This window comes from Streptomyces sp. NPDC002306 (assembly GCF_053593435.1).
Genome location: NZ_JBSFCK010000011.1, coordinates 63,977 through 82,139, shown reverse-complemented (window position 1 = coordinate 82,139; position 18,163 = coordinate 63,977). Strand labels below are relative to the sequence as shown.

At 73.3% G+C, this 18,163-nt stretch carries 12 protein-coding genes; 6 read left to right on the top strand and 6 right to left on the bottom strand.

Translation table 11 applies throughout. From position 1 onward, the window contains the following. Nucleotides 1-6: 6 nt before the first annotated feature. Entirely contained in the window at nucleotides 7-900 is an 894-nt protein-coding gene (locus ACWCQK_RS22580; protein ID WP_451157510.1) for a hypothetical protein, read from the top strand. 87 nt (nucleotides 901-987) lie between these two features. Then, on the top strand, nucleotides 988-1,299 hold the full coding sequence (locus tag ACWCQK_RS22575; protein ID WP_385781602.1) for a hypothetical protein: 312 nt from the start codon (nucleotides 988-990) through the stop codon (nucleotides 1,297-1,299). A gap of 66 nt (nucleotides 1,300-1,365) precedes the next feature. On the opposite strand, the gene ACWCQK_RS22570 is transcribed toward ACWCQK_RS22575, so the two are convergent. Genes ACWCQK_RS22570 through ACWCQK_RS22560 form a run of 3 tightly spaced genes read right to left on the bottom strand, consistent with a single transcriptional unit; the run spans nucleotide 1,366 to nucleotide 7,957 of the window. Beyond that, nucleotides 1,366-5,961, bottom strand: a complete 4,596-nt coding sequence (locus ACWCQK_RS22570) for an FtsK/SpoIIIE domain-containing protein (protein WP_451157508.1) — start codon at nucleotides 5,959-5,961, stop codon at nucleotides 1,366-1,368. 59 nt (nucleotides 5,962-6,020) lie between these two features. Next, the gene (locus tag ACWCQK_RS22565) at nucleotides 6,021-7,235 is read right to left on the bottom strand and encodes a hypothetical protein (protein ID WP_451157506.1); all 1,215 of its coding nucleotides are present in this window, start codon (nucleotides 7,233-7,235) and stop codon (nucleotides 6,021-6,023) included. Beyond that, on the bottom strand, nucleotides 7,232-7,957 hold the full coding sequence (locus ACWCQK_RS22560; protein ID WP_451157504.1) for a sigma-70 family RNA polymerase sigma factor: 726 nt from the start codon (nucleotides 7,955-7,957) through the stop codon (nucleotides 7,232-7,234). The genes ACWCQK_RS22565 and ACWCQK_RS22560 overlap by 4 nt, the downstream gene beginning before the upstream one ends. A 301-nt stretch (nucleotides 7,958-8,258) precedes the next feature. Between ACWCQK_RS22560 and ACWCQK_RS22555 the strand changes: the two genes are divergently transcribed. Further along, nucleotides 8,259-9,236, top strand: coding sequence for a ricin-type beta-trefoil lectin domain protein (locus ACWCQK_RS22555; RefSeq protein WP_451157502.1), 978 nt, complete (start codon nucleotides 8,259-8,261; stop codon nucleotides 9,234-9,236). Between the two features lie 90 nt (nucleotides 9,237-9,326). Here the strand turns inward: ACWCQK_RS22555 and ACWCQK_RS22550 are convergent, their stop codons facing one another. Beyond that, nucleotides 9,327-11,456 (bottom strand): DUF1996 domain-containing protein, encoded by a 2,130-nt coding sequence (locus ACWCQK_RS22550; protein WP_451157500.1) that lies wholly within the window; start codon nucleotides 11,454-11,456, stop codon nucleotides 9,327-9,329. A gap of 320 nt (nucleotides 11,457-11,776) precedes the next feature. Here ACWCQK_RS22550 and ACWCQK_RS22545 point away from each other — a divergent pair, with 320 nt between their 5' ends. Next, the gene (locus ACWCQK_RS22545) at nucleotides 11,777-12,979 is read left to right on the top strand and encodes a cysteine desulfurase-like protein (RefSeq protein ID WP_451157498.1); all 1,203 of its coding nucleotides are present in this window, start codon (nucleotides 11,777-11,779) and stop codon (nucleotides 12,977-12,979) included. Nucleotides 12,980-13,154: 175 nt separating this feature from the next. Continuing rightward, entirely contained in the window at nucleotides 13,155-13,874 is a 720-nt protein-coding gene (locus ACWCQK_RS22540) for a YoaK family protein (RefSeq protein WP_451157496.1), read from the top strand. Nucleotides 13,875-13,880: 6 nt separating this feature from the next. Here the strand turns inward: ACWCQK_RS22540 and ykgO are convergent, their stop codons facing one another. Next, entirely contained in the window at nucleotides 13,881-14,003 is a 123-nt protein-coding gene (gene ykgO, locus ACWCQK_RS22535) for a type B 50S ribosomal protein L36 (RefSeq protein ID WP_451157494.1), read from the bottom strand. 72 nt (nucleotides 14,004-14,075) lie between these two features. Next, entirely contained in the window at nucleotides 14,076-14,240 is a 165-nt protein-coding gene (gene rpmG, locus ACWCQK_RS22530) for a 50S ribosomal protein L33 (protein WP_152889071.1), read from the bottom strand. Nucleotides 14,241-15,530: 1,290 nt separating this feature from the next. Between rpmG and ACWCQK_RS22525 the strand changes: the two genes are divergently transcribed. Continuing rightward, nucleotides 15,531-18,107: a SpoIIE family protein phosphatase gene (locus tag ACWCQK_RS22525; RefSeq protein ID WP_451157492.1), complete on the top strand. Its 2,577-nt coding sequence runs from the start codon at nucleotides 15,531-15,533 to the stop codon at nucleotides 18,105-18,107. Nucleotides 18,108-18,163 lie beyond the last annotated feature (56 nt).

Sequence of the window (18,163 nt, the reverse complement as noted above, 5' to 3'; positions counted from 1 at the left end):
CCTCTCATGCCCGACCAACTCAAGATCGACTACGACGTCCTCAACGACGCCAAGAGGGACTTGGAGAGCCTCGCGTCGAGCATCGGCCCGCTGCTCGACAACAGCACCTTCTCCAGGATGGGGCAGCGCGAGTACAGCGAGTACAGCTCCAGCCCCAGTTACGAAGCGCTGGAACTGCTCGGCGACGCGACCCTGGCCGAGGCGGTGGCCGACTTCTACGACAACGCCCACAGCACGATGAGCCGGGCGGACAAGGGCCTGAAGGAACTGGCCGGCGCCTTCGGATCGGTGGGCGAGGCCTTCCTGTCCTTCGACTCCGAACTCGCCCAGGGCATGGGCGTCACGGGCGCCAACCTGGGCCTGCAGAACTACTTCCAGCAGAAGGCGCAGTGGGACTACAAGCAGTCCCATCTCGACCAGTGCGTGGCAGGTCCGGACGGCACGATGCCGGACTTCTGCTCGGCGACGGACCCCGGTCCGACCCCGCCGCTGGACCAGACGATCACGACGGAACGCGGCAACGCCCACACGCATCTGACGCTGGACGCGAACAACCATGTGATCCGCGAGGAGTCCACCGTCACCTATGACGGCAAGACGTACACCTCGGTGACCAACTACACCAACAACGGGCTGAGTTACACCACGGACTCCTCCTACCCGGACGGCAGCACCGTGCACTCGGAGACCAACCTGAACCAGGACGGCAGCGGTTCGATGGTCACCACCAGCAGCGACGGCGACCGCACCGAGTACACCCGCGGCCCCCGGGACGGCTCCGGTGATCAGCCGGACTGGCAGCAGGTGGGCGGCAACACGGACGGCGACGGTGGCTCCGGCGACCCGGACGACGATCCGCCGCCCCGCAGCGGCGGCGGCAGCAACCCGCACATCCAGTAGGACCCCGGTCCACCGCACCCCGGTCCACCACACCCCGGTCTCCGACCCCGCAGACCGGACATCCGCATCGAGAACGACGGGAACGACATGGCCAACTACAACGGCATCAACCTCGATTACCACAAGATCGAGGAGGTCGTGGGTCTGCTGCACGACGCCCACGAGAACCTGCTCCCGGTGCTGAGCAACCTCCGCAACCGGGTCAACACCCTCGTCGACGACGGCATGGTCTTCCAGCAGTCCAGTGAGGTGATCCGGACCACCTACAACAACTTCGACACCAGCCTGCTCGCGGCCGTCAAGGGCATCAACGACTTCTCCGAGATGTTCAACGGCATCAAGGAGAACGCGATCCAGTTCGACCAGGGCATCAGCAACAGCCTCACGCAGTCGTCGTAACGACGGCGGCGACCGCGCGGGTGGGCCGCCCCGGACACACTCCGGGGCGGCCCACCCGCGTTCGGGTCACTCGGCGCGCAGCGGCGTCAGCGGCACCTGGATGGCCAGCAGCGCACCGCCGGGCCCGGCCGTCCAGGCCCGGCCCGGATGCGTCATCGACCGGACGACGCTCTGCGACAGGCGTACGCCGGCCAGGTCGCCCTCGGCCAGGTTCTTCGGCGCGAGCAGCATGCCGCGGCGGGCCCGGCGGGCGGCCAGGGTCCAGCCGCTCATCCCGCTCTGGAAGCCCTCCGCGGAGGCCGCGTACACCAGCCCGAGCCCTTGGTCGCGGCCGGAGACCGCGATCTCCTTGAGCACCTTGTCCGCGGCGGGGCTGGTGAGCAGGTCGGCGTCGTCGATCATCACCACCCGTGGGCCGGGCAGCGCGTCCAACGCGGCCCGCACCGCGTCGGCGGACGGGTCGGTGTCGGTGAGCACCCGGGCCGTCGCATGCCGTTCCAGCGCCCGCAGCGGCGAGTCGCGCGGGGTGAGGACGACCAGCGAGGTGCCACCGGCCAGCAGGGACACCGCGAGCGCGGCGAGCGCGTTGCTGCGCCCGGAGCCGGCCGGGCCGAGGACGCCGAACACCGAGGCGGAGCCGGCGAGGTCGGCCCCGACCGGGCCCCCGTCGTCGCCGCCGACGCCGAGCAGACCCCACAGCGGCCGTCGGGAGGCCGCCGGCACCTTCTCGTACGCCTGGGCGAACTCCACCGAGCGTGGCAGGACGGCGATCGCGAACGGACGGCGCGCCTCGGGCACGTTCGCGTCCCGCTTGCGGGCGGCCTCGCCGATCGCGCGCAGCGCCTCGGCCTGCTCGGTGCCGCCGCCCCGGGCGAGCAGCGCCACCTGGGTCTCGGTGCCGCTCAGCACGTGCCAGCCGCGTCCGGGCGGGATGTTCGCCGGGATCTTGCCGGGCATCATGCCGACGGCCTGGTAGTCGGCCCGGTCACCTTGGCGCAGCAGCAGCTTGTGGTCGTTGTGCGCGGCCATCCGGCCGCCCAGCAGGGAGCGTTCGGAGGTGGCGACGACATGGATGCCGGCTGCCGCGCCCTCGCGGACCAGCCGGGTCACCTCCTGTACGAGCTGACCGTGGTCGTGGTCGTCCAGGATGGCCGAGAGCGAGTCCCAGCCGTCGATCAACAGCATGATGTGCGCGGGCCGTTCGGCCTTGGGCAGCAGTCGGCGCAGTTCGGTGATGCCCGTGGCGCTGTGCGTCTGGGCCAGGTCCTGGCGCTCGGTCAGCTCGTGGTTGAGGCGGCGCAGCATGCGCGCGAGCCGCTCCATGTCGTGCCGGGAGACCACGCCTCCGCAGTGCGGGAGCGCGGTGAGGGCGCTCAGTCCGCCGCCGCTCGCGTCGATGCCGTACAGGTGCAGGTCGGCGCTGCTGACGGTGCGGGCCGCGGATCCGGCGAGGGTGCGCAGGACCTGCGTACGGCCGGACCTCGGGGCACCGATGACGTACAGGTGCCCGAAGGTGGCGAGGTCGGCGACGGCCACGCGGCGCTGCTGGAGCTGCGGCACGTCCTCCAGCGCGTAGGGAATGAGCAGACGTCCCTCGCGGCTGGAGCCGAGCTCGTCGAGGTCGGCGAGGAGGAGTTCGTCCTTGAGCGGCGGCAGCCAGGGGCTGGGCTGGGGGGTGAAGTCCGCCAGCCGGTCCGCGGCCGTGCGGATCTCGGCCACCAGGGTCTGGAGGTCGGTGGGCGCGGGCCCCTGCGGCCGTCCGGCGGCGACGGTCACCGTCTCGGCCGGGAGTTCCACGGGGCGGCCGAGGCCGTCCCAGCCCACTTCGACGGCCCGCACCTGGCCGCGCGGGCCCGGGGCGGGGTCCGGGGTGCCCTCGGCCGGCTTCTCGGCCGGCCGTTCGGCGCCCACCCAGGCGGTCTGGAAGGGCTCCGCCGAGCGCGGGCCGCGCCGTACGAGGGCCCGGCCCGGGGTGCTGGAGGAGATGTCGACGGCGTCGTTGACGTCGATGATGTCCTGGCTCTCGGTCTGGTCGGTGACGCGCAGCGCGATCCGCAGGTTGGTGTTGGCGCGGATGTCGCCGGTGACCACACCGGCCGGGCGCTGGGTGGCCAGGATCAGGTGGATGCCGAGCGACCGGCCGCGCTGGGCGATGCTGATCAGGCCGGGCACGAAGTCGGGCACCTCGCGGACCAGGGTGGCGAACTCGTCGATGACGAGGACGAGTCGGGGCAGTGGTGCGAGCGCGGGATCAGCGGCCCGCTTGGCCCGGTACTCGGGGTGGTCCTTGGCGTCGGCGGCGGCGAGGACCTGTTCGCGGCGGCGCAGTTCGGCGCCCAGCGACTCCAGGGCGCGTTCCACGAGGTGGGCGTCGAGGTCGGTCACCATGCCGAGGGTGTGCGGGAGGTGCGCGCACTCCTTGAAGGCGCTGCCGCCCTTGTAGTCGACGAGGACGAAGGTCAGTTCGTCGGGGCGGTTGGCGGCGGCGAGCGAGGCGACGAAGGTCTGGAGCAGTTCCGACTTGCCGGAGCCGGTGGTGCCGGCCACCAGGCCGTGCGGGCCGTCGTGCACCAGGTCCAGGGAGAGCGGCCCCTCGAAGCCGGAGCCGAGCATGAAGGTGGTGGAGGCCGGCCGGCGTGCCCAGCCGTCCAACAGCGCGGCGGCGTCCGGCGGTTCCTGCTCCAGCAGGTCCAGCAGCCGTACCCGCTGCGGCAGTCCGGCGTCGTACTCCGGGCTGACGTCGCGTACGGGTGCCAGGGCGCGGGCCAGTTGCTCGCACCACTGGGGGGTCACTCCGTCGGCCCGGACCGCGGGGAGGTCCGCGGCGCCCGGCCGCTTGACGGTCAGCCGGCCGCGTTCGGCGAGCACCACGCCGGTGCTCTCCTCGGGCAGCAGCCTTTCCTGCTCGTCGAGACAGACGCTGAAGATCCGTACCCGGGGTCCGTCGGTGAGGAGCTGGACCATGCCGGGCACATCGCGCAGGCGCCGGGCCCCGTCGGCGATCACCAGCACGTCGGGGTCGGTGAACACGGCGTTGCGGTCGGAGCCCGCCGAACGGCGGCGGGACTGGACCTGGGCGACCAGTTCGGTGACCCGCGCGGCGGTGGATTCGGGGTCGTTGCCGACCAGCACCGCGGGACCGCCCGCCGTGGCCGGGCGCAGGTGCGGCAGCCACCGGGTCCAGGTCCAGTCGTCGGCCCGTCCGGGTTCGGTCAGCACCACGATCCGCAGGTCGCGCGGGCTGTGCAGGACGGCGGCCTGCGCCACCAGCCAGCGGGCCAGCGGCTGCACCTCGGCGGCCGGACCGGCCACGCCGACCACGCCGTGCGCCGAGACGTCGACGCCGATGGGCGTGTCCGGGATGTTCCAGCGGATGGAGCGGTGGTTCTCGTCGCGGGCCGGGTCCTCCAGCTCGCGCACCGAGGGCTGGTCCACGGTGCCCAGCCGCAGCACCAGGTGGTCCGGGTCGTGCCGGCGCCGCTCCCAGAGCCGGCCGCCGGGGCCGGTCGCGATCAGGGCGACGGCGGCCGGGTCGGGACCGGTGGTGTCGCGCACCCGGTCCTCCCGGGCGACGGCGTCCCGGACCTGCTCCTCCACGACCGTGCGGCGCTGCTTGTACGCCCGCTCGGACTCCTCGTACTGCTTGCGGGCCGAACGGCGGCCGGTGGCCCAGTTCGACAGCATCATCAACGGGCTCATGAACAGGAACACGAGGAAGTAGTACGACTTGAAGATGCTGACCATGAACAGGCCGAGGATGATCGGCGACACCATCATGACGGCCGGGAAGGGCCGCTTGCCGGGCGGCGACGGCGGCTGCGGCAGCCGGACCCGCTCGGCGTCCAGGTGCGGGGGGATGCGCGGCGGACGGTTGTAGTCGACGCCGAACCCGTCGGCGGAGGGCGTCACGGCCGCGTCGGCCTCGACCGGCGCGGTCAGTCGCAGCAGCACCGGGCCGACGGTCAGGTCCTCGCCGTGCGGCCAGGGCACCGGCCCGGGTCCGGCCGGGCGTTCGGCGGGTGCCTGCGGGCGCGGCCACCGCAGGGCGGTGACGGCGTCGTCGGGCGGCGGCGCGGCGAGCCGCGCGCGGACCGTGCCGCCGGGCTCCTCGTCGGTGCGGTACCAGAAGGCGGTACCGTCCGCGCCGACCGTCACCCACAGGCCGGACTCGGGCACGCCTTCCTCGGCGCCGTCGAGACGGATCGCGCACAGCGCGTCGGTACCGATCTCATGGCTGCCGGGACCGAGCCGCCAGGTGCGTCCCGCGCCTGGGCCGGAGACGACGTGGACCTCGGCGAGGATCGTGTCCTCGTCCACGCAGTCCATGCCATACGTGCCGCTCGCCTCGGCCGTGGGGTCCGCGTCGTCGGTAATGCGGACCAGGTCGGGCGTGCGGGCCGGGCCGCCGAGGCCGAGCAGGCTGCCGTCGCGCACGCCGCTGCCGGTCACGGCGGAGTCCGGGTCGAGGAGTCGGTCGCCCGCGTACAGATCGCTGACGGGCGGGGCGCCGGCCGACGCCCAGTCCGCTCCGCGCTCGGTCTCCTGGGCGTCCTGGGTGAGTGCGGCGGCGAGTTCGCCGACGGTGGCGTTCGAGGGCAGCCGCACATGGTGGTCGCGGCGCTGTCCGTCGGTGGTGTCGACGGTGGTGATGGTGAGGTTCACGGCTCCCAGCCGGGGGTCGTACGTGGTCGGGGGGTCAGTGGGCCGCGCGTCCGGGGCGGCTACGGCGTCCTGGGCGCGGCCGCGGAGACTCCGGCGGCGCCGGAGGTGGCGGGTTCGGCGAGGTCGTCGTCGGCGTCCGGGACGGAGGCGGCGGGTACGGCGCGAGCCGGGGACACGGGGGCCGGCGGGGCCGGCCGGGTCGCGGAGACCCCGGTCGGCTCGGAGGCGGACGGGCCGTCCGCGTCCAGGTCTGGTTCCGGCGCGAGGTCCGGTTCGGTGAAGTCACCGGCGGGCGGGCGGACTTCGGCCGGACGGCGGGGTGCGGGCACCGCCTCGGGCCGCAGGTCGCCGTCCGCGTCCCCCGGGTACGGGGGCAGGTCGGAGAGCGTGCGGGCCACCGCCCGGGCCAGCGGCAGGACGTCGACCTGCCCGGCCGCGGGCGCGCCGTGCACGGTCAGCACGGCCTCGTGGCCGACCTCCAGCAGGCGGGTCCTGCCCCGGGCGACGCCCAGGCTCAACAGCCGTACGCCGGCGGGCAGTCGCTGTTCCAGCGGCTCGGCGCACACCGCGACGTCGATGCCGGGCAGCGCCACGGTCTCGGCGGCGGTCGGCCCGTGATGGCGGGGGTGCACCCCGTCGGCGACGGCCACCCGGCCCTCGGGGAGCCGCGCGTCGAGCTGGGCGGCCAGCGCCTGGAGCACCGCGCGGGCCGTACGGGCGGCGCGCGGCGCGCCGTAGACGGAGGTGGCGGTCGGGCCGCCGTGCAGGTCGAGCAGTACGGCGTATCCGGCGTCGAGACCGGTACAGACCAGCAAGGGCGGTGTCCCGCCCGGCAGTTGGCCGGTGAGGTCGGTGCGGGCGATCCACCACAGCCGCGGGTCGCCGTCGTCGGCCGCCCACGGTTCCGGCGGCACCGGCAGGGACATGCCCTTCGCGGCGACGAGCACCCCGACCAACTCGGCTCCGGCCAGCACCCCGTACGGGCGGGCGGCGGGGTGGACGGCGGCGGCCAGCGCCGTGGCCTTCTCTGCGTCGGCCCACACGGAGGGGTCCCGCAGCAGCCGGACGAGCAGCCGCAGACCGCGCCGGTAGCGCAGTTCGGTCCGCACGGGACCGCTGAACGCCCTTGCTGTCAGCCTCACTTCCCGCCGGATGCGGCGCCACAGGGCCTTCCAGCCGCCCTTGCGCCGGACCAGCCAGTGGGTCAGCGCGAGGACGAGGACGAGGAAACCGGCGCGTCCGAGCCAGGTGGTGAGCGTGTCCGAGGAGGTCATCGTGCCTCTCCCTCGCGGGCGTCGGCGGCGGCCATGCGTGTCGTGCCGTGCGGTGCGGGGGCGGTGTCCGCGGGTGACATGGGGATTCCGTGGTGTGCGGGGGCCGCGGGTGAGGGGGCGGTCCCATGGTGGGCGGGGGCCGCGTGATGCGCGGGGGCCGTGTGGTGGGCGGGGGTGGTGCGCGGGGCGTGTACACCGTGCGCTTCGAGCGTCGTGCGCAGGGTGCGCATGCCGTGGTGTGTACGGGACTTGACCGTGCCGCGCGGTACGCCCAGCTGGCGGGCCACGTCCTCGCCGGTCTGCCCGAGCAGGTGGACGCGGGCGACGACCTCCTGGTGTGCGGGAGCGAGCGTGCGCAGCGCGGAGAGCAGGACGAAGCGGTCGCCGACCTGTTCGGCGTGGTCGGGGACGGGGGCCGGGGCCGCCGTCCCGAAGTCCGCCGCGGTGATCCCGACCGGCACGGCGCGGTCCCTGCGCCGGCCGTCGACCACGAGGTTGCGGGCGACCCGGAAGAGCCACATGCGGATGGGCCGGTCCCGCCAGTCCAGCCGCTCGGCGGACTGCCAGGCCCGCAGCAGGGTCTCCTGGACGACGTCCTCCACGCCGTGGGGGTCACGCCCCATCAGACCCGCGACGAATCGGCGCAGGCTGTCATGCTCCGCGAGGAGGAGGCCGAGCGTCCGGTCCGCGCTGTCCGCGCAGTCATGGTCGATGAGGCTCACGGCCTCCGCCTTCCGGTGTCGGGTGCTGCTGGAGATACGAACGCGTACGAACGCTAGCGCGAGAAACAGAACTTCCGAAGAAGAACAATCCCTGCTACGCCAACGAATTGATCACGGTCCACGTCGCATACGGGACGGAAGCTGACGTTCGGCCAGATCCTTGCGGGAGTGGTGGGGGGCGGGGGTCACGGCTTCGTTACTGTGCCTCCAGGGACGTCCGCCGCCCCGATACGACCGGCGGGCCGCACCACCCCGCTCCCCCACTCGTCCCGAGACGTTACCGAGACCTCAAGGAGTCGACGTGCCGCCCCTTCGTAAACCCCGGCCCTCCACGGACCGGACCGGCAGTCCCGCGGCACGGTTCACCGACACCTTCGCCCAGCGCCCCGCCGTACCCCGGCGCGGACTCGTACCCGGTGTGCGGGTGTGGGCGACGGTCGGCGCCACGGCCGGACTGACCGTCGTGAGCGTCCTGGCGTTCCCGTTGCTGGCGCGGGTGGACCTGTTCCCGGACGGGGACACGTCGCCCGCCGTGGCGGTGGCGGCCCAGCGGGAGACGCCCGGGCCGGCCGCCTCCTCCGTCTCGGCCGCACCGGCCAAGCCCGGCAACCCCTCCCCCGACTCCGCCCACTCCGCGGGCGGCGCCGGCAACAACGCGGCGGGCGTGGGCGGTTCGGCCGCCGGGGGTGCGGTCGGCTCGGGGGGCTCCGGGGGCTCAGCCGGGGGCACCGCGCAGCAGCCGTCGGGAGGCGGCGGCACGCAGTCCGGAACGGGCGGGCAGAGCGGTGGCACCGGGACCGGCACCGGGAAGACCCCGGACCCCAAGCCGGCCAACACCGGCAAGCCCTCGGGCTCGTCGGGTTCCGGTACGCCGACCACCACCGTCCCCGGCACGCTGCTGATCGGCTCGGCGTCGGGTCGCTGCGTCGACGTGTCCAACGCCAACAACGGCGTGGGCAAGGACGGCACGCGGCTGCAGATCTGGGACTGCGGTGGCGCCGCCAACCAGAAGTGGGTGTTCCGCTCGGACGGAACCGTGCGGTCGCTCGGCATGTGCATGGACGTGGCCTGGGGCTCCACCACCAACGGTGCCGCGATCCAGCTCGCCAAGTGCAGTGGGAACCGGGCCCAGTTGTTCTACCTGAGCACGGCCGGCGACCTGGTGAACTCCCAGGCGGACAAGTGCGTCGACATCGTCGACAACGGCAAGGGCAACGGCGCCAAGCTCCAGTTGTGGACGTGCAGCGGCACCTCGAACCAGAAGTGGCGCAAGGGCTGAGCGAACCGACCGAGCGCGGGGCCCGGACCAGGGGTAGTGGTCCGGGCCCCGCGCTCTCGGCGTTCGTCAGGACGCCCGGGTGTCAGAGCGTCACATGGTGCGCCGACGGGTGCGGGTCAGCAGGACGATGCCCGCGATGGCGAGGACGGCTCCGAGCGCCGCGGGCCACAGCTGGGCCCCGGTCTCGGCGAGACCGCCCTGGACCGCCTGGGGTTCGGTCTGCGGCTCGGTCTGGGGTGCCGTCTGCGCGTCGGACACGTTCTGTCCGTCGTCACCCGCGTCCTGCGCCTGGCCGGGAGCGGCCGTCTGACTCGCGTCAGGGGCCGTCGTGACGAGGCCACCGCCCTTGTCGTCCGACTCCGGACGCGCCGTCGCCTCGTTCGGGCGCGTGGTGGCCTTGGGGGACGAGTAGACCCTGGGCTCGGTGTTCTGGGGTGCGGGGGTGGCTGTGGCGTCGTCGTCGCCGGGCGCGGTGGCGGGCGGCGCCGTGGGCTCGTCGCCCCCGTCGTCGCCGGGCTGCTCGCCGCCGCCGTTGCCGCCGCCGTTCCCGCCGTTGTCGTTCCCGCCGTTACCGCCGCCACCGTTGTCGTTGCCGCCGTTACCGCCGCCACCGTTGTCGTTGCCGCCGTTACCGCCGCCGTTAGCGCCGCCGTTGTCGCCGCCGCCGTTGCCGTTACCGCCGTTGTCGTTTCCGCCGTTGCCGCCGCCGTTGCCCGGCTCGGCTCCGACGCCGCACTGGCGACCGCCGTTGATGCAGTCGACCATCTCCTTCATCAGGTCCTCGTCGAAGACGTTGATGAAGTCGCCGTGGTCCGTGACCGGCTTGTGCAGCTGCTCGGGGAAGGAGTCCACCGCGAACAGCGGGGTGGTCTTGCCGCCGTCCTGGAGGCTCGGCGCGTCCACGTCGTAGACGATGCGCTGCACCAGCTGCGGGATGGCCTCGAAGCCACCCGGGCAGGAGCCGTCGGCGGCGGCGAACGCCACGTGGGTGCGGTGGTTGGCGCTGTCGATGTTCCGCCCGTCCCAGCAGCTCTGGAACTTGAACGTGCGCACGACGTCGCTGCCGCCCGGGCAGAGCGGGTACTTGTCCTTCAACTGCCGGTCCTCGAAGCCCGTGCAGCTCCAGGACGCGTTGGCGTTGGTGTTGCCGTTGACGAACGCCTTGGCGTCGCCGGTGATGATGCGCAGCAGCCGCGGCATCTCGGCGACCGGGCCGCGCGGGCTGCCGACGAACGTCAGCGTGACCTGCTGGGGCGTGACGATCTCACCGGCGTTGCCCTCGGTGCCGCCGCCCGGAGAGCCGGCGTCCTTCTCCTGGGTGCCGTTCTGCAGACGCAGCACGGGCCAGTAGTACGTCGACTTGTCGCCCTGGTCCTGGCAGCTGGTGTCCGCGTTCGCGAGGTCGTCGTCGCTGGCGAAGGCGTTGTTGGACTGGTTGCCGACGTAGTCGTGGAAGTGGTGGGCTCCGTTGCTGACACCCGGGGCGACGATGACGTTGTCGGAGTTGAACAGGCCGCCCGCGTTCACCCCGCAGCTGGTGGCGAAGGTGCCGCGGGAGGCGTCGCCCTGGAGGGCGGGACTCTGCACGTTGGGCTGGACGGACTTGATGTCCACGAAGTCCGCGGCGACGGGACCGTTTCCGGCCTGACCGCCGTTACCGGCCCCCTGGTTCTCGCCCTGACCCTGACCCTGGTTCTGATCCTGGCCCTGGTCCTGGTTCTGCTCCTGCCCCTGGTTCTGGTCCTGCGTCTGCTGGCGCAGCGTGCAGGCCGCCAGGTCCTCCAGACCCTCCGGACGCTCCCCCGCCTGGTCGATGGCGGCCGCGATGCGCTCGATCGTCTCGGCCCGCTTCTCCTTCAGCGGCTTCATGATCGTGTCGTCGGCGGAGCCGCTGTCCTGCTGGTCGGCGGCCGCCGACTCCTGGAGCCGCTGGTAGGCCTCGGCGACCTGCTGGTCCAGCAGGGCGAGTTCCTTGTCGACCTGCTCGCGGGCGCCGTCGGGCACGTCCGTGAGACGGTCGCCGACGTCAGGGCAGTCGATCGTGCCGGGCCCCCAGGCCCCGTTGGCGTCGGACTGCTGTGTGTCGCCGCCCTGGCCGCCTTCGGTCGCGGAGGCGTACACGTTCGCCACGACCAGTCCTCCGCCGCCCAGAATCAGAGCGGCTGCTGCAAAGGTCGCGCGTCGTGCGCCTGTTGGGCGTCTGCGCGTGCTACGTCCCACGGAAGAGTCTCCTACGCGTCGTGGCCAGGCTCCAGGTATGGAAATCCCTGCCCCAATACGGAGACCGGTCCCGTTGTGTTCAAGCGCCCCGGGAATTCACAGCAACCTCTTACACCGTGCCTATGCGGCTACAAGGAGTACGCGAAAGGGAACGTTGGATTCCGTGCGTACTCGCCCGGCCACGCCGCTCGGCCCACAACTACGATCATGCCCGGTGACCCCGGGTACGCGCGGGACGCACCGCACCCAACCGCTTCACCCCCTGCCCCCTGTCCCCCCACCCCTTGTATCGCCTCGCCCCCTCGCTCCCTGGAGTTGACATGGCCTTCGACGTCGACGCGCTCCGCGCCCTGATCCCCGCCCTGAAGTCCGGCTCCGCCCGCTTCGACGCGCCGGGCGGCACCCAGACGCCGCAGCCCGTCATCGACGCCGTCGTGGCGGTGCTGGCCGCTCCGCTGGCGAACCGGGGCCACACCACCGAGGGCGAGCGCAACGCCGAGGCCGTCGTCACCGGCGCCCGCGCCGCCTTGGCCGACCTGACCGGCACCGAGCCGCGCGGCATCGTCTTCGGCCGCAGCGCCACCCAGCTCACGTACGACCTGGCCCGCACCCTCGCCAAGACCTGGACCGCCGGTGACGAGGTGGTGGTCACCCGGCTGGACCACGACTCCAACATCCGTCCCTGGATCCAGGCCGCCGAGGCGGTCGGTGTCCGCGTCCGGGAGGCGGACTTCGACCCGGCCACGGGCGAGCTGCGGCCCGAGCACATCGAGGCGGTGCTGTCGCCGCGCACCCGGCTGGTCGCCGTCACCGCGGCCTCCAACCTCGTCGGCACCCGGCCCGATGTCCCCGCCATCGCCGAACTGGCCCATGCCCGCGGCGCGTTGTTGCATGTGGACGCGGTGCACTACGCGGCCCACGCCACGGTGGACCTGGCCGGGCTCGGCGCCGACACCCTGGTGTGCTCCCCGTACAAGTTCCTCGGCCCGCACGTGGGCGTGCTGGCGAGCCGGCCCGAACTGCTGGAGACGCTGCGGCCCGACAAACTGCTGCCGTCCACCGAAGCCGTGCCGGAGCGCTTCGAACTCGGCACGCTGCCCTACGAGTTGCTCGCCGGGGCGCGGGCCGCGGTGGATCTCCTCGCCGATCTGGCACCGGGGCCCGAGGGAACGCGCCGGGAGCGTCTGATCGCGGCCTTCGCGGCGACCGAGTCCCACGAGGACGCGCTGCGCGAGCGGATCGAGCGCGGGCTGGCGGACCTCGGTGGCATCACGGTGTACTCCCGCGCCGCGCACCGCACCCCGACCCTGCTGTTCTCCGTGGACGGCCACCGGTCGGCGGACGTCTCACGGCATCTCGCGGAGCACGGGGTCGACGCCCCGGCCGGGTCCTTCTACGCGCTGGAGGCCTCGCTGCGGCTCGGACTCGGCCCGCAGGGCGCGGTGCGGGTCGGCCTGGCCCCGTACTCCAGCGCCGAGGACGTCGACCGACTGCTCGCGGCCCTGACCGCGCTCCGCGCCTAGGACCCCGCCCGGCACCTCCGCCGAGGACACGCCCGCGACCCGCCCCGTACGACGTCACGACGTCAGGGGCGAGCCCCGCGGCGATCGCCGGTCGTGTCGCGCGCGAGGGGGGCACCGGGCGGGTGAGAGCGTAGGGGAACAGGACGTCTCGCGTCGTGGTCGCTGGAGGTGGTGGGTGAGCGTCCCGGAACCGCTGCCGACGTCGCAGTCGGTGCGACTGGGCGTGCTCCTGGCGATGGTCGGCGGCTCGCTCGACGCCTACACCTATCTGAGCCGCGGCGGTGTCTTCGCCAGCGCGCAGACGGCCAACGTGATCCTGCTGGGCATCGAGGCGGCACACGGCCAGTGGTGGCAGGCGTTCGCCCACGTGCCGCCGATCCTGGCCTTCGTCGTCGGTGTCGTGGCCGCGGAGAGCCTCAAGCATCCCCGGGTGGCGCGTGTCGTGCGGCATCCGACCCGCGCGGCGCTGGTGCTGGAGATCGTCGTGCTGGTGGGCGCGGGCCTGGTCCCCGCCGGCGCCCCGGACATCCTGGTCTCGGTGCTGATCGCGTTCGCCGCGTCCGTGCAGATCACCGCGTTCCGCAAGCTCGTGGACACCGCCTACAACAGCACGATGACGACCGGGAACCTCCGGACCGCGACGCAGTGCGCGTACGAGGCCGTCATGGGCCGGGACAGGAAGGCGGCGCGCCGGGGCCGCCAGTTCACGGCCGTCATCCTGGCGTTCATGGCCGGCGCCCTCGGCGGCGCGGAGCTCACCCGGGCGGTGGGGGTGCGCGCGGTGTGGGCGGCGGCCGTACTGCTGGCCTGCGGGCTGGCGTTGTTCGTGCACGACGAGCGCGCCGCCCGCCGGGCGGCCGACGCTGCGGCCGCCCGCGCGGGCGGCGCGGGATGAGCGCGATCAGCCCTGGCGGGCCTTGAGACGCGGGTTCTTCTTGTTAACGACGAACGTCACGCCCCGTCGTCGTACGACCTGCGCCCCCGGCTTGGACTTCAGCGAGCGCAGGGAATTGCGCACCTTCATGGCTGCGTTCTCCCTCTGTTCGGTCGAGCGTCGGTGGCCGTGGTCAGCGGCCGGCCGGAGCGGCGGCTGGTGTCAGCGCTCCTCGCGGAAGGGGACGTGCGCCCCCGCCACCGGGTCGTACTTGCGCAGGACCAGCCGGTCGGGGTCGTTGCGCCGGTTCTTGCGGGTCACGTAGGTCACTCCGGTCCCGGCCGTCGACTTCAGCGTCACGACGGGACGGACCTCGTTGCGGGCCATGGGGGTCCTCCTCTCACCGACATCGCATCCACTGTTCGGTGCATGTCAGTCACGTGAGGAATAACAGCGCCCCTCCCCCGGACATTCCCGCCGTCGCGCGGACGTTTCGACCGCGCGCGGATGCGGGCAGGCGCTCACGGGGCGCATTCCTTTCGTGTGGCCCGCGCGAGCGGCGCCGTTCCACCCGTGGTGGCGGCTGCACATGGACCGGCCGTGCCCGGTCGCCGACGCCTACCGGCTCGGCAGCCAGGTGGCGCTGCCCGCGGCTGTCCCGCCCGGCCCTCGGCCCGGGCGGCTCGCTGCGCCTGCTGGAGGCCGAAGGCCCCCCTCTGACCTGCGACGACCGTCTCCTCTCGGTACGGCCACCGGTCACCCGCCCGCTCTCGGGCCGCTCGGCGCGCTTCTCCTGGGACCCGGCGACGGACCTGGTCACCCTCGACGCGGACGCGCCCGCCCTGCTCGGCCTTCCCCGGGGGAGTTCCCCACCACCCTCGGTGATCTGGCCCGCACGCTCACCCCCTCGACTCCGCCCGGCTGCCGGCCGTGCTGCGGGAGACCGCCGAGGGCAGTCCCCTCGCCACTGCCCCTGCCGGTGCGGGCGGTGGGACGGCGGACGGCGCGCTACGGCTGCTGGTCCGGCCCGACAGCATCGCGCTCCCGCCGGCCACCTGTCATGCCGCGCCGGCCCGGACGACCTGACGGCGCCTCGGCCGCCACACCGCCACCTGGCCTCTCGCTCACCGCCACACCGCCACCTGGCCCCCGGCCGCTCACCGGCAGAGCGCCACCTGACCCCCGCTGACCGTCACACCGCCGCCCGACCCACCGCACCGTCGCCCAGCCCGATCTGACGGTGCCTCGGCCTCTCACACCGCCGTCCAGCCCGGCCTGACCGCACCGCGACCCGCCGCACCGTCACCCGAACCGCGACGCCCTCGCCCGACTCCGCGCACCGCTGCCGCGCCCCCGCGGCCAGGGACAAGTAGGCAAGTAGGGGTGAAGGCTTCCGCACAAGTCGTGAGGTCCCTCGCCTCGAGGGGCCCGGCAGTGTAGACATGGCACATGGTCCGACTCCTGGGTCGAGCGGGGCCTCGGTCGACGCGTCCCGGCGGTCACCGCACACCCCGCGCTCCAGAGCGCGCGCGCCGCACACGCGAGCAGCGCTCACACCGGGTCCCGACGGACCGCGCCTCGGCCGGCCACCGGGACGGCGAGGGCCGACCGCGGTGGGAAAACCGCACGGGACTGCGGTCCGCGCTGGGCGGCCGCAGCCTCGCCGCACAGGTGTTCATGCTGAACGTGGTCATCGTGCTGCTGCTGGTACTGGCCGCCGTGGTGGCGCTGGTGCTCCAGGTACGGCACGACACCACCACGGAGGCGCGCAACCGTTCGCTCGCCGTCGCCGAGACCTTCGCCAACTCCCCTGGCATCCGCGCGGCGCTGAGCAGCCCGGACCCCACGGCCCAGCTCCAGCCGCGCGCCGAGGCCGCCCGCGAGGCCACCAAGGTCGACTTCATCGTGGTGATGAACACCGACGGCATCCGCTACACGCACCCCAAACCGGACCGCATCGGCAAGAAGTTCGTCGGGACGCTTCAGCCCGCGCTGGACGGCGGCATCGTGATCGAGGAGGTCGACGGGACCATCGGCCGGCTGGTGCAGGCCGTGGTACCGGTCAAGGGCCCGGGCGGCTCGGTCGTGGGCCTGGTCTCGGCCGGCATCACCACCGCGCACGTCGGCGGCGCCGCGGAACGGCAGGTGCCGCTGCTGCTGGGCGCCGCGGGCGCGAGCCTCGCGCTGGCCACGGCGGGCACGGCGCTGGTCAGCCGACGGCTGCTGCGGCAGACCCACGGCCTGGGGCCGCACGAGATGACCCGGATGTACGAGCACCACGACGCGGTGCTGCACTCCGTCCGGGAAGGTGTGATCATCCTCGGCGGGAAGGGCGACCTGCTGCTCGCCAACGACGAGGCCCGTCGGCTGCTGGACCTGCCCGCGGACGCCGAGGGCCGCCATGTGCTGGACCTGGGTCTCGACCCCGGCACCGCCCGGCTGCTCGCCTCCGGCCGGCTCGCGACGGACGAGGTGCACCTGGTCGGCGACCGGCTGCTGGCGATCAACCACCGGCCCACGGACCTGGAGGGCGGCCCGCCGGGCAGCGTGGCCACGCTGCGCGACTCCACCGAACTGCGCGCCCTGTCCGGCCGGGCGGAGGCGGCGCGGGAGCGACTCGACATCCTGTACGCCGCCGGGGTGGGCATCGGCACCAGCCTGGACGTGACCAGGACCGCCGAGGAGCTGAGCGAGCTGGCCGTCCCCCGGTTCGCGGACTTCGCGACCGTGGACCTGTTCGACGCCGTGCTCGGCGGCGAGGAGCCCGAGGCGGGCGACGCGCTGCGCCGTACGGCGTCCAGCGGTATCCGCAAGGACGCCCCGCTCTACGCGGTCGGCGACCAGATCCGGTTCGTCTCCTCCGCGCCGCAGGCGCACAGCCTCGCCACCGGCCGGGCCGTCGTCGAACCCCGGCTGGAGCTGGCACCGGGCTGGCGCGTACAGGACCTCGAACGCACCGAGCAGGTCGTGGAGTACGGCATCCATTCGCTGATCACCGTGCCGGTGCGGGCGGGGGCCCTGATCCTGGGCGTGGTCAGCTTCTGGCGCTCGGAGCGGCCCGAGCCGTTCAACGAGGACGAGGTGGCCCTCGCCGAGGAACTGGTCGCCCGCGCCGCGGTGTCCATCGACAACGCCCGTCGTTACACCCGCGAACACAGCATGGCCGAAACGTTGCAGCGCAGTCTGCTCCCGCGCAACCTGCCCGCGCAGGGCGCCCTGGACGTCGCCTACCGCTATCTGCCCGCGCAGGCCGGAGTCGGCGGCGACTGGTTCGACGTACTGCCGTTGTCCGGGGCCCGGGTGGCGCTCGTCGTGGGCGATGTGGTGGGCCACGGACTGCACGCGGCGGCCACGATGGGCCGGCTGCGCACCGCCGTGCACAACTTCTCCGCGCTCGACCTGTCGCCCGACGAACTGCTCGCCCTGCTGGACGAGCTGGTCAGCCGGATCGACCAGGACGAGTCGGCGGCGGGCACCGGCGCGCCCGTCAGCGGTGCGACCTGCCTCTACGCGGTGTACGACCCGGTCTCCCGGCGCTGCGTCCTCGCCCGCGCCGGCCATCCGCCGCCGGCCGTGGTCCGCCCCGACGGCCAGGTCGACTTCCTGGACGTGCCGGCCGGTCCGCCGCTCGGTGTCGGCGGGCTGCCGTTCGAGACGGCGGAGGTGGAGCTGGCGGAGGGCAGCCGGCTGGTGCTGTACACGGACGGGCTGGTCGAGGACCGGGTGCGCGACATCGACACCGGTCTGGAGCTGCTGCGCGGCGCACTGGCGCGGACCGGGCCGTCGCCCGACGCCACCTGTCAGGGCGTGCTCGACGAGCTTCTCCCGGACCGGCCGGCCGACGACATCGCCTTGATCGTGGCCCGTACCCGGGCGCTCGGCGCCGAGCACGTCTCGGAGTGGGAGGTGCCGATGGACCCGGCGGCGGTGCAGGACGTACGGGCCCGGGTCACCCGTCAGCTGGCGGAGTGGGGCCTGGAGGAGCTGACCTTCACCTCGGAGCTGATCCTCAGCGAGCTGGTCACCAACGCGATCCGCTACGGCGCCGCCCCGCTGCGGGTGCGGCTGCTGCGCGACCGCAGTCTGATCTGCGAGGTCTTCGACGGCGGCAGCACCTCGCCGCACATGCGGCACGCGGCCATGACCGACGAGGGCGGTCGCGGCCTGTTCCTCGTCGCGCAGCTGGCCGACCGCTGGGGCACCCGGTACACACCGCACGGTAAGTTCATCTGGGCGGAGCAGCCGCTGCCCTGACATCCGCGGACCAGTCATCAATGGGGCTTATGAGCTCATAGACCGGACCCGCATAC

What these genes read in the sequence shown, in the direction of transcription:
- ACWCQK_RS22580 (WP_451157510.1), top strand. Translation starts at nt 7, where the DNA reads ATGCCCGACCAACTCAAGATCGACTACGACGTCCTCAACGACGCCAAG.
- ACWCQK_RS22575 (WP_385781602.1), top strand. Translation starts at nt 988, where the DNA reads ATGGCCAACTACAACGGCATCAACCTCGATTACCACAAGATCGAGGAG.
- ACWCQK_RS22565 (WP_451157506.1), bottom strand. Translation starts at nt 7,235, where the DNA reads ATGACCTCCTCGGACACGCTCACCACCTGGCTCGGACGCGCCGGTTTC.
- ACWCQK_RS22545 (WP_451157498.1), top strand. Translation starts at nt 11,777, where the DNA reads ATGGCCTTCGACGTCGACGCGCTCCGCGCCCTGATCCCCGCCCTGAAG.
- ykgO (WP_451157494.1), bottom strand. Translation starts at nt 14,003, where the DNA reads ATGAAGGTGCGCAATTCCCTGCGCTCGCTGAAGTCCAAGCCGGGGGCG.
- rpmG (WP_152889071.1), bottom strand. Translation starts at nt 14,240, where the DNA reads ATGGCCCGCAACGAGGTCCGTCCCGTCGTGACGCTGAAGTCGACGGCC.
- ACWCQK_RS22525 (WP_451157492.1), top strand. Translation starts at nt 15,531, where the DNA reads ATGCTGAACGTGGTCATCGTGCTGCTGCTGGTACTGGCCGCCGTGGTG.